The sequence below is a fragment of the Pseudomonas sp. Z1-12 genome, from assembly GCF_051132015.1.
GTDB classification, from domain to species: domain Bacteria; phylum Pseudomonadota; class Gammaproteobacteria; order Pseudomonadales; family Pseudomonadaceae; genus Aquipseudomonas; species Aquipseudomonas zanjanensis.
This window is the reverse complement of sequence record NZ_CP071647.1, coordinates 3270142-3288028: the sequence shown is the minus strand read 5'-3', so window position 1 is coordinate 3288028 and position 17887 is coordinate 3270142. Positions and strand designations below refer to the sequence as shown.

Genomic DNA, 17887 nt, shown 5'->3' with positions numbered 1-17887 from the left:
TTGAGTGCATTAATTTTGAGGTAACGATCTCGCTCAAGCACTTCTGGAGGCAGGGAACCAGGTCTGCTGGGCAATGGGCAGGCCGCGGGATTGCCCGCGGCCCATCGGGAAATAGGTGAAGCCCTTGTCGGCCATGCGCTCCGGGTCAAACAGGTTGCGACCGTCGAAAATCACCGGGGCCTTGAGCCGCTGCCGGAGCAGGTCGAAGTCCGGCGCCTTGAAGGGCTGCCATTCGGTGCAGATGACCAGCGCGTCGGCGCCCGGCAACACCGATTCCGGCGTGCCCATCAACATGAGTCGGGTCTCGTCGGGGTAGAGCAGTTGCGTCTGCTGCATCGCCTCCGGGTCATACGCACGGACGCTGGCCCCCGCGGCCCAGAGCGATTCCAGCAGGGTGCGGCTCGGTGCGTCGCGCATGTCGTCGGTGTTGGGCTTGAAGGCCAGGCCCCATAGCGCGAACGTCTTGCCGCGCAGGTCGCCCTGGAAGAACGCGTTAATCCGTTCGAACAGTTTGTGTTTCTGCCGCCCGTTGATGGCTTCCACTGCTTGCAGCAAGTCGCTGGAACAATGGGCCTGCTCGGCGGTGTGGATCAAGGCGCGCATGTCCTTGGGAAAGCACGAGCCGCCGTAGCCGCATCCCGGGTAGATGAAGTGGTAGCCGATGCGCGAGTCGGCGCCAATGCCCAGGCGCACGGACTCGATGTCGGCCCCCAGGTGTTCGGCCAGTTCGGCGATCTGGTTGATGAAGCTGATCTTGGTCGCCAGCATGCCGTTGGCGGCGTATTTGGTCAGTTCGGCGCTGCGCAGGTCCATGAACAGGATCCGGTCGTGGTTGCGGTTGAACGGCGCGTACAGGTCACGCATGGTTTCGCGCACTTCATCGCGCTCGCACCCGATCACGATGCGGTCCGGACGACGGCAATCGGCGACCGCCGAGCCTTCCTTGAGAAATTCCGGGTTGGAGACGATATCGAACTGCAGCAAGCGACTGGCCTTGAGCAGGCATTTGTCGATGTGCGCCCGCAGGACGTCGCCGGTGCCCACCGGCACGGTGGATTTCTCCACCACAATGAGCGGTTGCTCGCGATAACGGGCAACCGCCTCGCCGACGGCCAGGACCTGGCTCAAGTCCGCGCTGCCATCGTCCCTGGAGGGCGTGCCCACCGCGATAAACAACACCTGGCCGTGTTGCACGGCAAGTTGTTCGTCACAGGTGAAGTGCAAGCGCCCGGTCTCCAGCCCTTCACGCACCAGCGCGGCCAGGCCGGGCTCGAAAATACTCACCTGGCCTTGCCGCAGGCTGTCGACCTTGCGCTCGTCGATGTCCATGCACACCACGTCATGGCCCACTTCGGCCAACACGGCGGCTTGGACCAACCCTACGTAACCACTTCCGAATACACTGATCTTCATGGCGGATTCCCTGGATCATTCCGAGTGGGCGACCTGCACAACCCGCGTTCGCCGCAGTGCGCTGGGCTCAGAATAAGTCGGGGATATTGCAGTTCACTTACAGTCCGCCGCCGCAGGTGCTTTCAGCGGTAGAAAGTAGGCGGCCCATCCAGCGGCCAGCAACGCCAGGTTTGCGCCATCGCGTAGCAGCAGCCGGCCCGTCGCCTGTCGCAGTCGTTTAGCGCTGACGCGGCCTCGGGCGATGTCCAGGCGAGCAAAGCCGTACAGATGACGCAGGACATCGAATGTCATGAGCGCCGACGCTGCCAGAAAATAAAGAATGCGCTGCCAATAGGGGACACCCAGCGCCTGCAGCAGGTCGGTGGTGACATGCTGATGGGCGACTTCCTCGGCGCAATGCCAGCGCCACAGGCGTGTTTGTGGTGAGACGCGGGTTGATAGCAGCCCGCCGTCGCGCAAGGCGATCCGGGACGTGACCGCTGTCACGTGTTCAAACGCAGCGGCCAAGGACAACTGCGCATTGAGTGACAATTTGCTGCGCAAGGCATCGAGATCCTTTTCGATCCCGTGTTCGTATTTTCGGACCTCAAACCCCTGCTTTTCCAATTGCTGGTTGTACAACCGGTGCGCTCGCTGGTGGGCGCGTTCCTCGGCCACGAAGCGGCGCGATTGTTCAGCCAGCGTCGAGGTTGGCGGCAAGCGCAAGGCGGATGACTCCACCACCAATATCACGAACTGTTCGCCAGCGGGCAGCAGCACCGAGAACGCGTCGAACAGGTAGGTCTTGATCGGTGTGTCGTTCCAGAAGGGTTCAATGCAGATGCCAGCGTCAGGACGATCGGTGGCCTGCTGTCGGATGGAGTCCATCGGTCAGTTCCTCGTGCGTGAGCTTACAGCGGTATAGGCAGCGACTTCGCGTATCAGCCCCGTGCAATAGCCACGGGTGACGTGCGCTCGCTCGACGTACGCCGGGTCTTCCATGAGCGCCGTGTGCACCTGTGCCAGGCGAAAACCGGGTACGGCGGGATACCGATGGTGCTCGGCATGAAAGCCCACGCCATGAGGAGCAATCAACAGGCGCTCCCACCAAGGGGCAATGACGGTTCGAGAAACACCGTGGCCGGGTTGGGGCAGTGCAAAGTGTTCGGCCACATCGCGCCAATACAACAGCGCCATCAGCACCGTGAACATAGGAACCAGCCAGTACACCAGGGCCGCCAGCCATAAGTGGAACCCGGTGAGGAGCGCGGCCACCACGATTGCAAAGATCCATTGCCGGTATTGAGTAGAAGGGGGACATTGCGAGGCCATTTTCGACGTCACCAAGGCCGTTTTGAATTCGTGCAGGCTGTACAGGCCGCCGCAATGCTTGATCAGCAGGATGACCACATCGAAACTGGACTTGGGGAAGGTGAACCGATCCTGTCCTATGCACGATGCCCAGTTGGGATCACGCTCGGTGGCCGTATGCAGGTGGTGGGCGGCGTGGTCTCGCCGGAAGCCGAACAAGGTGATGGTGAAAGGAAGCGCCGTCAGGAGATCCCCCAGCGTGTCGTTGAGTACCGGGCGGGTCCGGCTGAATTGGCGGTGTGAAAACTCGTGCATGAGAATGAGCAACGCATGTTGCCGGGTGCCGATGAGCACAACGGCCAGCACCGTGGCGAAAATCGATTCCGCCTGGATAGCCAGGCCAGCCGCCCCCACAATGAGCACCCATTCGAAAACCGTACAGGCAAGCAGGCGCAACGGGGCGGGGCGTCCCCACTCCAGCAACCGGGCGCGTTCAACGCTACGGTCGGGCCGCGAGGCTTGGACAGGTTCATGGGTTTGGTTAAACATCCGAGAGCCTCCTCAGGCCTGACCCGAAATAGGAGAAAAACACCACCGCCAGGAGTAGGGCGCCAGTGGCCAGGAACAGGATCTCGATGGAAGCCCATTGCAAGACCCAACCCGATATCGCCGCCGAGACGGGTGCCAACCCAAAAAACACCAGCATGAACAGGCTCATGCCGCGTCCAAGCAAATGTGCTGGCAAGGCCCGCTGCAGCCAGGTGAACGCCATGACCTGCACGAAGCCGCCAAAGACGCCAATGGCAAACAGCAAGGCCACCCCTTGCCAAAGGGCATGGACCCACCCCAGCGGCATTACCAGCAAGGCGATGGCGGCGTCGACAGCGAGTAGCGTGACGCCCAGGTTGACGATTCGCAGTTTTGGGCTGGCGGTAAACATCAGCATGCCGAGTAGCGTGCCGGCCCCTTGGGCGCCGAACAGCCATCCCAATGCGGTGGCCTCAGGCGTGAAGCGTGCGTGAGCCAGCAATGGCAAGGCGACCTGCACCGGCCCGCTCATGAGCAGTGTCATGGCTGCCATGTAGCTCAGGTACGTGCGCAGAGGGCGATTGTGAAAGAAATAACGCAAGCCTTCTGTGGTGCTATGGCGGCTTGTTTCGGCCCCAGGAATCAGACGGATAGGCAAGGTTCGCAACCCGAATGCGGACAGCGCGAAGGTCAGCGCATCGAGGGCAAACGCGATGACATAACCGTCCAGGGCAGCGTTGGCCGCCGGTCGCGTGCCGAGGGGTAGGAAGGCATGGGCGATGAGCCCGCCGGCGGCGACCGGTCCGATGGCGATGGTCAACTGCCTGAGGGCCAGGAAAATGCCGTTGGCCCGTTCTAGGTTGCGCGGGTCCACAATACCAGGCACCAGCGCGCTGCCCGCCGGCAGCGTGAGCGCGCTAAACAGCCCCAACAGTGCCGCCGCCCCATAGATGATCGGTAACGTGGCATGGCCGGTGTAGAGCGCCCAGGCCAGGCCGACCAGGGTCAGCGCACTGCCGTAGCAGCCGGACATCCAGATCGAACGGGCACCGAACCGGTCGACCAGCGAGCCGCCGGTCAACAGGAACAGGGCCCGCGGCAGAGCCAGCGCGGCGAATGCCCAGCCAAGCGTCATGGGCTCTGGCGATATCGCCATGATGAGCAAGGGAAAGGCGACCAGGGTGAATTGATCGCCCACCATCGATGCCACGGCGCACGCCAGCAGACGGCGGAAATTGCGATCATGAGCCAGTGGTCGCGCCTGGCCCTCCAGCGCAAGGGAGGTATTCACAAGCACACGAAAAACAGTTTTTTCATGCGCTGCAACCAGCTCAGCGGGAGCCTTTTCCAGATGAACGACAGCCCCGACAGCGGCACCTTGCCCTGGATCAGCACGCCGACGTCCAATGAGGGCTCATGGGGAAAGTAGTTGTCCCGGATCGCGACAATTCGCCGAAATCCCTTTTTGAAGTAGTAGCGCAGTTGGGGATCCAGTGGCAGCCCCTGGCGCTGGCTTTGCACGTAGCGGGTGACCGGTGTATCCGGATTCTTCGACAGCCAGTCGCGCAGGCCCGGAACGGGGGAACCAAGGTAGACGTCCGACCAGCCCTGTTTCAGGGCGTAGGGCCAGAAAAACTCGAAAACGGCGTTCGCGGCCTTGGGGTCGACACTGCTCAGGCTGATGCCAAACAGCGCGCCAGTCCTGGCGGATTCATCGCCGTGCTGCTTCCTGGCGCAGTCGGCCCAGGTCGAGCATTGGCGAATGTGATCGTGCCGGGTCGGCTTCATGAACAACGACGCCCGCGCCGTGCCGCTGCGTGCGCAAAACGCACCGACACTCAGGGCCGGGAATGCGGCGATTCGCGATGCAAGCATGGCGGCATCGGCTCGTTGATCGTCCGTCCATTTCTTTTGTTCGAGCTCCAGCAAGGAAGGGATGTCTGCGCATGACAGGAACCGAACGCAGACCTCCTCCTCACGGGACATCTCGCCGCGCTGCGCGTCATGTCTGCGTGGCGGGTGAATCGGGGTTTTAATCGGTGCTTTGGGCGTTCTGTTTTTCAGGAATGCTTGCATCAGCTGGAGGGCTCACCGATTGAAGTGGACGGGGATCAATCGGTGCCCACGGTATGTCAGCGGTGTGAAAATCTGATGACGGAATGAATGCCCGGCTTAATTCATGTCGAGCCGATAGCCGGCCGGCAGTTGCGCGACGAACTCGCCAACCACTTCCCGGGTCAGGCTGACGATGTCCTCCACTCGCTCCATGCCGGCACCGGTTCGCCAACTGGCGACGATGTCCATGACCGAGGGCAGCGGCACGCCATCCACCAACGTCAAGGTGCCTTGGGCCAGTTCACCGACCACCAGCGCCGCGGGCATGGCGCCAATGCCGAAGCCGTCGCGAACCAGGCGCGTGATGGCCGATGCCGAGTTCACGCAGTTGATGCGTGGCGAGACGATGTTGGCCAAGTGCAGCAGGTTGAGGATGTCCTGGTGGGGCCGGGAGTTGCGCGAGAAGGTCACGATGCGTTCCTGGGACAGATCTTCCAGCGACCCATAGGCGCGGTCGTAGGCGGAGCCGGTGCGTACCACCCAGTGCATCGGATAACGGGTCAGCACTGCATTGCGCACGCTGTCCAGGCGCAGGATGTCGGTCTGGAAAATGATGTCCTGGTAGCCTTTTTCCAGTTGTGAGCAGAGGTTGCTCGCGGTGTCGGCCGACAGTTCGATTTCCAGGGCCGGGTAGCATTCCATCAGGCGTGTGACCAAGGGGCTGAGCCAGGTGTGGATCACCGTATCCATCGCACCGATGCGGATCCGGCCGCGCACCTGGCGCGGATCCTTGATCGCGGCTTTCATGCTTTGCATGGTATCCATGATGCGCTCGGCGTATTCCAGCACGCGCTGGCCTTCGGAGGTCAGCGACACCCCTTTGGAGTCGCGCACGAACAGCCGCACACCCATTTCGTCCTCCAGGGCGGCGATCCGGCTGGAAATGGACGCCTGGGTGGTGAACAGCTTCTCCGCGGTGAGGCGAAAGCTCTTCAGGCGGGCCACCCAGACGAAGGTTTCGAGAAACTTGATGTTCACTTGGGGCGGTTCCTTGGCGCAGTCATGGAAAGCATGGAAACTGTGGCGAGAGGAGTATCACCCACCCTCTGTGGGAGCAAGGCTTGTCCGCGATGAAGACAACTCGGTCTTACTTGAACTCGAGGTGTCCGTATCGCGAGCAAGCTTTGCTCCCACAGGGAAGTCTCCTCCCACAGTCGCTAGGCAGGTTTCATATTCTTCACTGTTCGGCATTAGCCATATACAAGACCACTTCTTGCAACTCATGCAGATCCGGCACGTTATCGACAGCCGCCTCCGGCAGGCACCACGGATAGTCCAGCCTCGATGCCCAGGCCATGATCATCGGCAGATCGGTCGCCGGCAGGGTCTTCATGTGTTCAATGGTGATGGTCAATCCCTCGGCCAGTCGCGACTGCGGATCGAACTGCCAGTCATACAGGCCACAACCGACCCGCGCCTCGCCACTGCTCTTGTCCGACATCGCGACCAGCCATTTGCACTGGAACGTTTCGGCGTCTACTGGCGGCGGGGCGGCCAGGCAGAACGTGTAGACGTTTTCGAAGGTCTGGCCGAAGCGACTGACCAGCACATCGCCAATGGCGGTACGGCCTTCAACGTGGCCAGGAAACGTAATGGCGCCGGTGCGCACGACCATGTCCAGAATAGCAGTCGGCGTAAAGGCCTGGTCCAGCAGGTGCGGGCGATTGCCGTCCTTGGCATTGATGTACTGTTGAATCGATTGCTGAGTCGTGTTCATCGTGTATCCCTTCAGATTGTCATGCGTGGCTTACAAATCACTGTTCCACAAGTCCGTCACCAGCATGCAGCCCGGGGCGTGGGTGATGCACAACGGTGGGCGCGAGGCCTGGACCACCGATTGAGGCGTCACGCCGCAGGCCCAGAAGACCGGGATTTCGTCCGCTTCCACTGGCACGGCGTCGCCGTAATCCGGCGTGTCCAGGGATTGAATGCCGATCAGTGACGGATCGCCGATATGCACCGGAGCGCCGTGAACGTTGGGCATGCGTCCGGTGATCTGGATCGCCTGGATGGCCGCGGCGGCCTTCATCGGCCGCATGGTCACCACCATCTTGCCAGACAGTCGGGCGGTGGGGCGTGTGTCGATGTTGGTCTGAAACATCGCCACATTGCGCCCCAGTTCAATGTGCCGCAAACGGATGCCGGCCTCCAGCAAGGGTTGTTCGAAGGAGAACGAACAACCGAGGGCGAAGGCCACCAGGTCATCCTGCCACAAGTGTTCGATGTCCAGCGGCGACTCGCTCAACTCACCGTTGCGGTAGACCCGGTATTGAGGCACTTCATGACGGATATCGATGGCGGCACCCAGGTTGCGAAAGGACGGGTCCCCTGGCTCGGTCACGTCCAGCACCGGGCAGGCCTGGCGGTTGAGGGTGCAATAGCGCAGGAATTCATTGGCCCAGTCGCCGGGCAGAATCACGATATTGGCTTGCACGCGACCCTGGCCCAGGCCGCTGGTATGGCCTTGGTATTGGCCGGCGGCGATGCTTTGGCGCAGGGCAACGGGTGAGCATTGTTGTAATTGTTCGAAGGACGTCATCACGGGTTCTCCAAGTGTTCGTTCGCTACTTTGAGAACAGCGTGGCGATGCCGTCCAACAAGGAATATTGGTACCCCGCAACAACTAAAAGTTATTCGAGAGGCGCTTGGCTGTTCAGCCCGGGGGCCGCCACCATGCGCAATGGCCCGACATCGACGGCGTACTGACTGACCACCTGGCGGCTCATCTGGACGATGTTTTCGATCAACTCCAGGCCGACACCAGCGCGCCAGGACGCCACGACGTCCAGTTGGGGCAGGGCGGTGCCGGGGTCGAGTTGGATCAATTCGCCACTGGCCAGGGGCTTGGCCACCAGCGCGGCCGGCAAGGCGCCGATGCCGAAGCCGTCGCGAATCAGCCGGGTCATGGCCGAGACCGAATTGACGCAACTGACCCGCGGCGCACTCACGCCGTGGGCGTACAGCAGGTTGAGCACGTCCTGGTGCGGACGCGAATGCTTGACGAAGGTGATGATGCGCTCGCCGGCCATCTCCACCAGCGACGCATAGGGCCGGGCATAGATCGATTGGCTCGCGGCGATCCAGTGCATGGGATAGTGGCCCAGTTCCAGGTTGCGCACGCTTTCGTGGCGGACCAGATCGGTCTGGAACACGATGTCCAGGTAGCCTTTCTGCAATTGCTCACAGAGGTTGCGCGCGGCATCGGCGGTGATCTCGATTTCCACGGCGGGGAAGGCTTGCATCAGCATCGACATCAGCGGGCTGAGCCAGGTGTGGATCACCGTATCCATGACCCCGATGCGCACCAGGCCTTGCTGCGGGCTGCTGGTGTCCAGGGACTGCTTCAACGCGCGCTGGACGTCGAGCATCTGCTCGGCGTAATCGAGCACCTTGAGGCCTTCGGGCGTCAGCGAGACCCCACGGGAATCCCGCACGAACAGGCGCAGGCCCAACTCCTCTTCCAACGAGGCGATCCGGCTCGAGATCGCCGCCTGGGTGCTGAACATCTTCTCGGCGGTGAGGCTGAAGCTTTGCAGCCGGGCAACCCAGACGAAGGTTTCGAGAAATTTGAGGTTCATGGAGGCTCTCTGGGGGCGTGTGGTTCTTATGGTTGCAATTGTTACTCCAGATCGGGCCATCGGGCGCATCAAATTTTCTTATGGCCGATCCGGCTTTTTTCCCGTTTGACGCTGCGCCGATTCGACACAAAGAATCCGCTCCACGACGCAAGCCCACTGCGCCGGCATCCCCAATGACAACAATAACGAGGCGTGCGCAGAGCCCCTGGGGGGTTCGCTCGCGTCCATAAAAGGAGCGCGCCATGCAACACGCCACATTCCCTCGATGGACCTGGACCTCGGCGGGCACCTTGCTCGGCCTGAGCCTGATCGGCGTGCCGAACGCCCAGGCCGATTTCATCGCCGACAGCAAAGGCAACCTGGAAGCTCGTAACTTCTATTTCAACCGCGACTTCCGCCAGGACGGTGCACGGGACAAGGCCGAGGAATGGGCCCAGGGTTTGCTGCTGCGAATGGAATCGGGATACACCGCCGGAACCTTGGGTTTCGGCCTCGATGCCTTGGGCATGGCCGGTTTCAAACTGGATTCCGGCGGCGGCACGGCGGGCACCAATCTGTTGCCGGCGGATCTGTCGGGCGGTTCCCAGGACCGTTATGGCGAACTGGGCGTGACCGCCAAGGTGCGCCTGTCCAAGAGCACCTTGAAGCTGGGCACGTTGCAGATCAAGGACCCGGCGGTGAGTTCCAACGACACGCGCCTGTTGCCGGGCACGTTCAAGGGTGGCTTGCTGAGCATGCAGGAAATCGATCGCTTGAAGCTGACCGCCGGACAACTCACCCAGATCAACGTTGTCGACTCCACCGACTACCAGGACATGACCGCCAACCGCATTGGCGGCAGCAGCGAAAGGTTTCAGTTCGCCGGGGCGGACTATCAGTTCCTGCCGAACCTCACGGGGCAATACCGCTATAGCCAGTTGGAAGACATCTACCAGCAAAACTACCTCGGGTTCGTCCACACGCTGGACCTGGGCGCAGGACAGTCATTCAAGAGTGACGTGCGTTATTCGCGCAGTACCGAAGACGGCAGTTTCCGCGAACTCGACAACCAGGCTTTCGGCGCCTTGTTCACCTACAGCCTGGCGGGTCATGCGTTGGGCCTGGGTTATCAGCGCATGAGCGGTGACGATCCGTTCCCCTACATCGGCCGCAGCGATCCGTACCTGGTCAACTTCGTGCAGATCGGCGATTTCGCCAACGTCGACGAGCGTTCCTGGCAAGCGCGTTATGACTACAACTTTGCCGCCTTTGGCGTACCCGGGTTGACCTTCATGACCCGCTACATCACTGGCGACAACGTTCAGCGCAGCGCCCCTGGCGAAGGCAAGGAGTGGGAGCGCAACACCGATATTGCCTATGTGGTGCAAGACGGCAGGTTGAAAGGGCTGGGCTTGAAATGGCGCAACGCGACGGTGCGCTCCAATTTTGGCAATGACCTGGATGAGAATCGGTTGATCGTTAGCTACACCGTGGCGCTTTGGTAAGAAACCCTGCGGTACATTGTGGCGAGGGAGCTTGCTCCCGCTCGGCCTGTAGGAGCTGTCGAGCGGAGCGAGGCTGCGATCTTTCAGCAGCCACTTGAATCTCAAGCGAAAGATCAAAAGATTGCAGGCTTCGCCAGCTCCTACAGCCCAGCGGGAGCAAGCTCCCTCGCCACAGATGTATCCCCTGGATAAAACGGCATGGCACTCGCTGAATGGCGTCGTAGCCTGTATACAGGTGCGCTTCGAAAGGGATTTGCCGGGAAACAAGGAGCTGTTGCCGTGATTTACCTGATACGCCATGCCACACCATTGATCGATTACAACTCCTGCAATGCCCGTTCGGCCAAGCTTCGGCTGGATGAATACAACCAGACCTCATCCATCGATGAGGCTGAAATTGCAGCCTTCCTGAGCCAGCCAAACGTATCTCAGATGCTCCTGGCGAGCGAAGCCAACATCATGTCCTCGCCCGTCAACAGAGCCTACGCGACGGCCTGCCGGTTGTTCGACGTGGCGCGTATCCAACAGGATGCTCGATTGCGTGAGTTTGACCTGCGGTTGAGCAACATTCCCGTCCTGAAGATGGGCTTGAGGCATTGGTTCGCGTTGCACAGGATCCTTTGGGTGTTGGGGATTTCACTGGGGGCCGCCAGCCGAATAGCCGAACACCAGCGGGCGCTCGGTGTGGCCGCTGAGCTTTACAAAATCGGCGGCGAGGCTGGGAAGACCACAATCATCGTCTCCCACGGCATGTTCCTCAGAACCATCAGGAAAGCCATGCAAAAGCGCGGCATGCAGGCGCACAGGGTGTTTCGCTCGGGCTGTTTTACCGTCGAGTCGCTAACGCCATCAGCGGGATTGCTCGGCCACCAGCAATAACGACTGCGGCACCGGGCTTTGCGGGTGCTGTGGCTCCTGCAGGCTTACCAGTCGGAAACCCGCCATCTCCAAGGCATTGAACCAACTGGATAAGGTGCGCAAGTACCATGGCATGGGCTGCCATTGGCCTTTGAACCCATCGAAGGTTTCTTCTCGCCAACCGTCCTGATAATTGCCCGCCGCCACGGTCCAGGGATGCAGCGTCTGGAGCACCAGCGCGCCGCCTGGGCTGAGCAGGGCGTTCATCGCGGCGAGCAAAGGGATGATGTCCTGATGCAACAGGGCGAAGTTGGCGCAGATCAGGTCGTAGCCGCTGCCGACGTCCACCGTCGCCTCCACCAGTGCTTCATAACTTGCCAGATGCACCGGCGAGGAACCTGACGCCCGCGCCGCTTCGACCAGCGTCGCGTCGCCATCCACACCCACCGCTTCGATGCCCCGTTCCGCCAGCGCCCGCAACAACCAACCTTCGCCGCAGCCCAGATCCAGCGCGCGTTCGGGTCGGCGGCTCTGCACTGCCAATAGCATGGCCTGGTCGGTGACGGTCCGGCGGCTTTCGATGGCACCGCTGCGGATGGCTTCGATCCAGGCCTGGGCATTGTGGTGCCAACTTTGGAGGAGTTTGGTTTCGGGTGACGACATTGATCCAGCTCCGCAGTGGATGAGCTAAGCATAGGACAGCCCCTGAGGCGTCGCGGGTCAAAGCGGTCGATCAAGAAACAACAGGCGTGCCGCCAGCGCTGCCATGACCCCGGCAAAACCATACGTGCCCAGGCGTCTTGAAATCCCGCCGTTCGCCAGTTTCGTCCTGAGCTGTGCGGCGCAAACACCCAGCAGGGTATGGAAGACGAGGGCAATCAGTGCCAGCAACGCTCCGAGGAAGATCAATTGCAGGCCCACGCCGCCAGCCTTGACGTCAACGAACTGAGGCAGGAACACCATGAAGAACAGCAGCGCCTTGGGATTCAAAAGGCTGTTGAGGGCGCCTCGGCAGAAGATTTTCCACAGCGAAGCTGCCTGCAGTTGGCTGTCCTGAGTCGCGGCCGGCGTTCTCAGTGCTTGCCAGGCCAGCCACAGCAAATAACCGGCCCCGGCCAAACGTAGCACATCGAACGCCGGCGCCCAGCTCATCACCAGCGCGCCAATGCCAGCGCTGACCATCATCGTCATCAGCAGGTCCGAAAAGGAAATGCCGAGGGCCGCAGCGACGCCGGCACGCCAGCCGTGGGCCAACGCATGGCTGGTGACAAAGGCCATGTTGGGCCCCGGAACGATCAGCAGAAGCACGACAGCAACCACGAACAGGTAGAGATTGGCGGTGTCCGGCATGGGGATCACTCCGAGGGAAGAGCCTCGACAGTAAGCGAAGGACGAGGAGGGCGTCAGTTACAGTGCGGGACTATCTGATAGCAACAGTCGTCCGGACATGTAAGCATCCCGGGGCCGTTACCGCAGCGCCCAAAGCTACGCCACCGTCGGCTTTACGACGCTGCGAATCAGGGAAGCGAATGTGCCAATGACCTTGTCCTCGTCGTGCCGCCCCCGCACCAACGCGCCGGACAGGGCTTCTCCCGCGCCGATGAGGCCAATGCAGCATCGCTCAAGTTCGTCAGTCGACCACATTGTGTGAGGCTCGAGCACGGCCATGAACATCTGCACACAGTTGTCCAGAAGCTCTTGGAACACCGCCGCCTTTTCCTCGCTGCCTGCCAGGGCTGCGCCCACTGCATGGAATTCGTCGGTGTTATCGGCCGCGCAATGAATGTAGGCGCTGGCCAGGACGAGGGCCGTTTCCTCCAGGCTCCGCGCAGTGTTGGACATGGCGTCACGAAAAGCGGTGACCCGCTCGGTATCGATCCACTTGTAAAGCTCGATCAACAGACCCGAGCGAGTGCCGAAATGATCGTAGACGACCGGTTTGGACACGCCAGCGCGAGCAGCCAAATGCCCCAAGGTCAACCGATCGGCATCTTCCTCACGCACGATCAATAGCGCGGTATCCAGCAATTGTCGCCGCCGTTCGGCTTTCGCTAGCCGGCGGGGAGGGTAGCCGAGAGGGCTATGCTCAGTGTTTTTCTGCACGTTTTCGTTCCTGGTCGATAAAAACCTACCAATGGTAGGTTTAAGTACGTGATGGTGTGTTAGCTTACCTACTGAAAGTAGGTTTTAACCAGAGACAAGGAGAACACACCATGTCACTTGATCCTATCTTGCTAATGGGCGGTTCCGGCGCTATTGGCCATCACACCGCCCGGGCGCTACGAGCCGCCCATCCCGACGTACCCCTGCTGATTGGTGGCCGCGACCTTGCCAAGGCTCAGCGGGCCGCAGAGCACATTGGCGGGGCACAGGGTGTGGTGATCGACTCCACCGCAGACGACCTCGGTCTCGGCGATCACCCGGTCAGCGCCGTCGTGGTCTTTTACATGGACCATGCCCTTGCCGGATTGCGTTTCGCGCAAAAGCGCGGCGTGCCGCACCTCAGCATCTCCTCCGGCGTTTTCGAGATCGCGCCGGAAATCGCAACGTACATGCACACGCCTGATGCTTCGCCGATTGTCCTCGGTTACGAATGGATGGCCGGCGCGACGACAGTGGCGACACTAAGCATTGCCCGAGCCTTCGGCCGAGTCCAAGACATCCGTATCAACGCCCTGGTCGATGAGCAGGATACTGGCGGTCCGACCGTCGCCACCGATTTTGAACATTTGAACAAGATGCTGCCCGCCGCGCTGACACGGCGCGACGGTGTGTTCGTCTGGCGCGAAGGAGAGGATTCCAAGGCAGGATTCCACGCGGTGGATGGTACGAAGATCGAGGCCACCGGCTTCTCGTCCATTGATGTCGTTGGCCTGGCGGCTGCGACGGGCGCGCCGGATGTCCAGTTCAACCTGGCCACCGCAGTAAGCTCAACCCGCCGCCAGGGCAGGCCGATGTCCACCGAGATCATTATCGAACTCGTCGGCGAAGACCGCCAGGGCGAGCCGCTGCAGACACGTCATGCGCTCATCCATCCGGCAGGCGCGGCCCCCTTGACCGGCCTCAGCGTCGCGATGATTCTTGAACGTTTGATCGGGTTGGACGGCCAGCCACCGATTCCGCCAGGGCTGTACTTTCCTTATCAACTGCTGGATGCCACTGCGTATCTGGAGCGTCTGAAGCAGGAGGGTGGCGAATTGCGCAAGCTATAGGGGCCTCGCTGCAGGCCATTTCCGGACTGCAGCGATGGCATGGTCAATATCACTCTGTCGGTGGTTTGTAGCCCGCAAGCATGTTCAATATCTCATCATGCGAGCCGCTCGCCTCAGCAAACCGCAAGGGTTTTGCGCGCTCGACGACAAGCTCTTGTGGGGTTGGAGAGATCTCGAGCAGCTCGAAGATTTCATTCAAGAACTCATCCAAAGGCATCGCGTGCTCGTCATTTTCCTGACCGAGCAACGTGGTGCGCACACCTGGCGGTGCAAGCTCGATCACCTGGACGGGCGAGGCTTCCAGTTGCACGCGAAGGCTTTGAGTGAACGAATGGACGGCCGCTTTGGTTGCGCTGTAAGTCGGTGTCGCAGGTAGCGGGACGAATGCCAAAGCCGAACTGACGTTGATGATTGTCGCACTGGGCTGCTTGATCAGTTGGGGGATGAATGCGTACACCATGCGAATCGTGCCGAGCAGGTTCGTTGTCACGATATTTTCGGCGATGCTCAGGTCTTGCGCAGCGGTCAGATCCTCCCAGTGCATGATGCCGGCGTTGTTGATGAGAACGTTCAGTTTCGGGTGACTGATCGCCAGCGTTTCGCAAGTGCGCTGGATGGATTGCGGATCAGAGACGTCCAGTAATACCGATTCAATACCTGGATGTTCTGACACGATCTTGTCGAGCAGCGCCTTGCGACGTCCCGCGATGATGACGGTGTTACCCGCCTTGTGCAGCCTGAGCGCCAAGCCAAGGCCTATGCCTGAGGTGCTGCCGGTAACCAGGATCGTGTTGCCCGTGCTGTTCATAGTAAACTCCGGTAAGGGTACGCAAGCGGACAGCTGTCCACTTGCTAAAAAAACTACCGGACAACTGTCCGCTTTGCAATGCAGCGCAGGAAAGAACTTTGCCCAAGAATGATGAATTGGCGATGCGTTCTGACGCCAAGAAAAATCGAGAACGAATTCTGAAGGTCGCTGTGGCAGAGCTGACACTCGATCCTGCGGTCCCGCTGAGCGCGCTTGCGAAGAAAGCCGGCGTGGGGCAGGGCACGTTCTATCGCCATTTCGCCAATAGGGAGGAGCTGGTATTCGAGGTTTATCAATTCGAAATGCAGCAAGTGGCCTCGTTGGCGCAAGAGCTGCTCGCGACAAAACCCCCAAAGCAAGCCCTCCGGGAATGGATGGACTGCCTCGCGGAATATGCAATGACCAAGGCTGGGCTTGCGACCGCGATACGACAAGCCGCCTCCACTTACGAGTTCCCAGGGAAGTCGGGATACGCCCCCGTCCAGGCCGCTGCCGAGTCGCTTTTGAGGGCTAATGAAAAGGCCGGAACGATTCGTAGCGGGGTTACCCACGATGACTTTTTCCTAGCCACTGCCGGAATTTGGCAAATCGATTCCCAGAGCGATTGGCGCTCGCGTCTCGCCAGATTGATGGACCTGGTCATGGATGGTCTCTGCGCTGGCAGTCCCGAAAGCCGGAAGGATCAACCGTCTGACACCTGACTCAGTGGCTGGCGAACAGCTGGCTATAATGAGCGATGCAAAGGCGCTAGCATGAAGGTTTACTCATGGAAGGGACCTTCATGCGAAACCTCCCGCCCTCTTCGAGCCTGCGAGCCTTTGAAGCCGCCACGCGGCACGCCACGTTCACCGCGGCAGCAGAGGAATTGCATGTCACACAAAGCGCAGTGAGCCACCAACTCAAGCATCTGGAGCAGCTCTGGGGATTGCAGTTGTTTCATCGCGGTAACGCGCTGCACCTGACTTCGGCCGGTGCAGCACTCGCGCCCATCGTGCGCGAGTTCTTCATGAAGCTCGAGGCCACCCTGGCCGATTTGCGCGAGCAAAACGGGCGGCAGCGGTTGAGCGTCAGCACGACCTATTCCTTCGCCTTGAAGTGGTTGCTGCCCCGGCTTGCGGATCTGGCGCAAGCTCATCCGGAAATCCTGCTGACCCTGGACAGTACCGACAACCCCATTAACTTCTCGACGGCAGACCCAGACGTTGCTATCCGCCTGGGCAACGGTCATTTCCCTTCGCTGTTCTCAGAGTTTCTGTTCCGCGAGCAGATTTTTCCTGTCGCCAGCCCAGCGTTGCTCGCACGTTTTGGTACGCCTCAAACGGCAGCCGAATTGCTGCGCTATCCACTGCTGACGCGCGATGGCGCAGCGCTGGTGCCGAAATGGGAGCAGTGGTTTGCCCAGGTGGGTGTCGAGGTCACGACCTTGAAGGAAAGCATCCGCTACGCCGACACCAACATGACCATCGAGGCGGCGCTGTTGGGGCAAGGTATCGCCCTGGCACGCAGCGGGCATGTCGAAGCCGAGCTCAATGACGGCCGCCTTGAAAGGCTTTTCGAACTGCCGGTCGCATCGCCCTTGGCGTATTACTTTGTCTGTCCCAAAGGGATCGAGACCCAACCGCACATTGCCAGCTTTCGTCGTTGGCTGGTGACCCAGGCAGTTGGCGCTCAGCAGGCTTATGCATGAGCTTTTCATCATGTACGGATGAAGAGACTTTGCTTCTATAGCGCTACTTTAGCGGTCTAGGATGATGCATGCCCTTACACATCATCTGCCTCGTCTTGTTCGCCGCGCTGCTGCACGCCAGTTGGAATGCCATGCTGCGCGGGGGCGCCGACCGTTTGTGGTCCATGACCATCATGTGCATGGCGATCGCTGTGGCGAGCGTCATCGTGGCGGCGCTACTGGCGCCGCCCGCCCGGGCAAGCTGGCTTTACGCCGGCCTCTCCGCGGTATTGCACGTGGGCTACAACCTGTTCCTGGTGCGCAGTTACAAGTCCGGGGATCTCGGCCAAACCTATCCCATCGCCCGCGGTGTCTCTCCGATCCTGATTGTCCTGGCCGCTTCGCTGTTCGCCGGTGAGCGGGTCGCGCCGAGTGGACTGCTGGGGATTACGTTGGTGTCGACTGGAATCCTATCGCTGGCCTTTACCAGGCGTCGGCGGACGTTGCCCAACTTGCCCTACGCACTGGGAACCGGTTTTTTCATCGCCGCCTACAGCGTTGTCGATGGCATCGGTGTTCGCCTCTCCGGGGCGCCGATGGCCTACACCGCCTGGATGTGCCTGTTGTGGGGCGTGATGATGCCCGTGGTTTACATCGGGCTGCGAGACACTCAAAGCCTCTTTGCCCTGCGACCAGGGTTCGCTGTGGCCGTCGCTGGCGGGCTGGTTTCGTTATTGGCCTACGGGGTCGTGATCTACGCCATGGCTCATGCACCGATGGGCGCGGTGTCTGCGTTGCGAGAAACCAGCGTCATGTTCGCGGCGTTGATCGGGTACGCCTTTCTTGGCGAGGCATTGACCTTGCGCAAGCTGCTGGCCTGTGCCGTCATTGCCCTCGGTACGCTGGTCATCGGCTGACGTTGCTTTTTTCATCCA

General features: G+C 60.7%; 19 protein-coding genes. 6 read left to right on the top strand and 13 right to left on the bottom strand.

Going from position 1 to position 17887, the window contains the following annotated elements; all coding sequences use genetic code 11:
* Positions 1-33: 33 nt before the first annotated feature.
* From J3P85_RS13855 to J3P85_RS13815, 9 genes are all read right to left on the bottom strand, one after another.
* Positions 34-1413, bottom strand: a complete 1380-nt coding sequence (locus tag J3P85_RS13855) for a UDP-glucose dehydrogenase family protein (protein ID WP_434706235.1) — start codon at positions 1411-1413, stop codon at positions 34-36.
* 93 nt (positions 1414-1506) lie between these two features.
* The gene (locus J3P85_RS13850) at positions 1507-2280 is read right to left on the bottom strand and encodes a metal-dependent hydrolase (protein WP_434706234.1); all 774 of its coding nucleotides are present in this window, start codon (positions 2278-2280) and stop codon (positions 1507-1509) included.
* A 3-nt stretch (positions 2281-2283) separates the two neighbouring features.
* Entirely contained in the window at positions 2284-3252 is a 969-nt protein-coding gene (locus J3P85_RS13845; RefSeq protein WP_434706233.1) for a fatty acid desaturase family protein, read from the bottom strand.
* Entirely contained in the window at positions 3245-4522 is a 1278-nt protein-coding gene (locus tag J3P85_RS13840) for an MFS transporter (RefSeq protein ID WP_434706232.1), read from the bottom strand. Before J3P85_RS13840 ends, J3P85_RS13845 begins: the two co-directional genes overlap by 8 nt.
* Positions 4519-5106: a hypothetical protein gene (locus J3P85_RS13835; RefSeq protein ID WP_225917576.1), complete on the bottom strand. Its 588-nt coding sequence runs from the start codon at positions 5104-5106 to the stop codon at positions 4519-4521. Before J3P85_RS13835 ends, J3P85_RS13840 begins: the two co-directional genes overlap by 4 nt.
* Before the next feature lie 297 nt (positions 5107-5403).
* Positions 5404-6324, bottom strand: a complete 921-nt coding sequence (locus tag J3P85_RS13830; protein WP_434706231.1) for a LysR family transcriptional regulator — start codon at positions 6322-6324, stop codon at positions 5404-5406.
* 199 nt (positions 6325-6523) lie between these two features.
* A complete protein-coding gene (locus J3P85_RS13825) occupies positions 6524-7063 on the bottom strand; it encodes a hypothetical protein (RefSeq protein ID WP_434706230.1) in 540 nt (179 codons plus the stop codon).
* A gap of 30 nt (positions 7064-7093) precedes the next feature.
* Complete coding sequence (locus J3P85_RS13820; protein WP_434706229.1) at positions 7094-7885, bottom strand: putative hydro-lyase; 792 nt, start codon at positions 7883-7885, stop codon at positions 7094-7096.
* 91 nt (positions 7886-7976) lie between these two features.
* Positions 7977-8924 (bottom strand): LysR family transcriptional regulator, encoded by a 948-nt coding sequence (locus J3P85_RS13815; protein WP_186705595.1) that lies wholly within the window; start codon positions 8922-8924, stop codon positions 7977-7979.
* A gap of 242 nt (positions 8925-9166) precedes the next feature.
* Between J3P85_RS13815 and J3P85_RS13810 the strand changes: the two genes are divergently transcribed.
* Both J3P85_RS13810 and J3P85_RS13805 read left to right on the top strand, forming a co-directional pair.
* Positions 9167-10408 carry an OprD family porin gene (locus J3P85_RS13810; RefSeq protein ID WP_434706228.1) on the top strand — a complete coding sequence of 414 codons (1242 nt, stop codon included), beginning with the start codon at positions 9167-9169 and terminating at the stop codon, positions 10406-10408.
* A gap of 198 nt (positions 10409-10606) precedes the next feature.
* Positions 10607-11287 (top strand): phosphoglycerate mutase family protein, encoded by a 681-nt coding sequence (locus J3P85_RS13805; protein WP_434706227.1) that lies wholly within the window; start codon positions 10607-10609, stop codon positions 11285-11287.
* On the opposite strand, the gene J3P85_RS13800 is transcribed toward J3P85_RS13805, so the two are convergent.
* The 3 genes from J3P85_RS13800 to J3P85_RS13790 form a co-directional block, all read right to left on the bottom strand.
* Positions 11258-11929 (bottom strand): class I SAM-dependent methyltransferase, encoded by a 672-nt coding sequence (locus J3P85_RS13800; protein WP_434706226.1) that lies wholly within the window; start codon positions 11927-11929, stop codon positions 11258-11260. The two genes, J3P85_RS13805 and J3P85_RS13800, sit on opposite strands and share 30 nt — an antisense overlap.
* Positions 11930-11986: 57 nt before the next feature.
* On the bottom strand, positions 11987-12616 hold the full coding sequence (locus J3P85_RS13795) for a LysE family translocator (protein ID WP_434706225.1): 630 nt from the start codon (positions 12614-12616) through the stop codon (positions 11987-11989).
* Between the two features lie 135 nt (positions 12617-12751).
* The gene (locus J3P85_RS13790) at positions 12752-13369 is read right to left on the bottom strand and encodes a TetR/AcrR family transcriptional regulator (RefSeq protein WP_434706224.1); all 618 of its coding nucleotides are present in this window, start codon (positions 13367-13369) and stop codon (positions 12752-12754) included.
* A 110-nt stretch (positions 13370-13479) separates the two neighbouring features.
* On the opposite strand from J3P85_RS13790, the gene J3P85_RS13785 reads away from it, so the two are divergent.
* Complete coding sequence (locus J3P85_RS13785; RefSeq protein WP_434706223.1) at positions 13480-14478, top strand: NAD(P)-dependent oxidoreductase; 999 nt, start codon at positions 13480-13482, stop codon at positions 14476-14478.
* Between the two features lie 49 nt (positions 14479-14527).
* On the opposite strand, the gene J3P85_RS13780 is transcribed toward J3P85_RS13785, so the two are convergent.
* Entirely contained in the window at positions 14528-15286 is a 759-nt protein-coding gene (locus J3P85_RS13780) for an SDR family oxidoreductase (protein WP_434706222.1), read from the bottom strand.
* A gap of 122 nt (positions 15287-15408) precedes the next feature.
* Between J3P85_RS13780 and J3P85_RS13775 the strand changes: the two genes are divergently transcribed.
* The 3 genes from J3P85_RS13775 to J3P85_RS13765 all read left to right on the top strand — a co-directional run bounded on the left by J3P85_RS13775 (position 15409) and on the right by J3P85_RS13765 (position 17869).
* Positions 15409-15987 (top strand): TetR/AcrR family transcriptional regulator, encoded by a 579-nt coding sequence (locus J3P85_RS13775; protein ID WP_186705757.1) that lies wholly within the window; start codon positions 15409-15411, stop codon positions 15985-15987.
* 80 nt (positions 15988-16067) lie between these two features.
* Positions 16068-16973, top strand: coding sequence for a transcriptional regulator GcvA (gene gcvA / locus J3P85_RS13770; RefSeq protein WP_411384646.1), 906 nt, complete (start codon positions 16068-16070; stop codon positions 16971-16973).
* 68 nt (positions 16974-17041) lie between these two features.
* Positions 17042-17869, top strand: coding sequence for an EamA family transporter (locus J3P85_RS13765; RefSeq protein WP_434706221.1), 828 nt, complete (start codon positions 17042-17044; stop codon positions 17867-17869).
* Positions 17870-17887 lie beyond the last annotated feature (18 nt).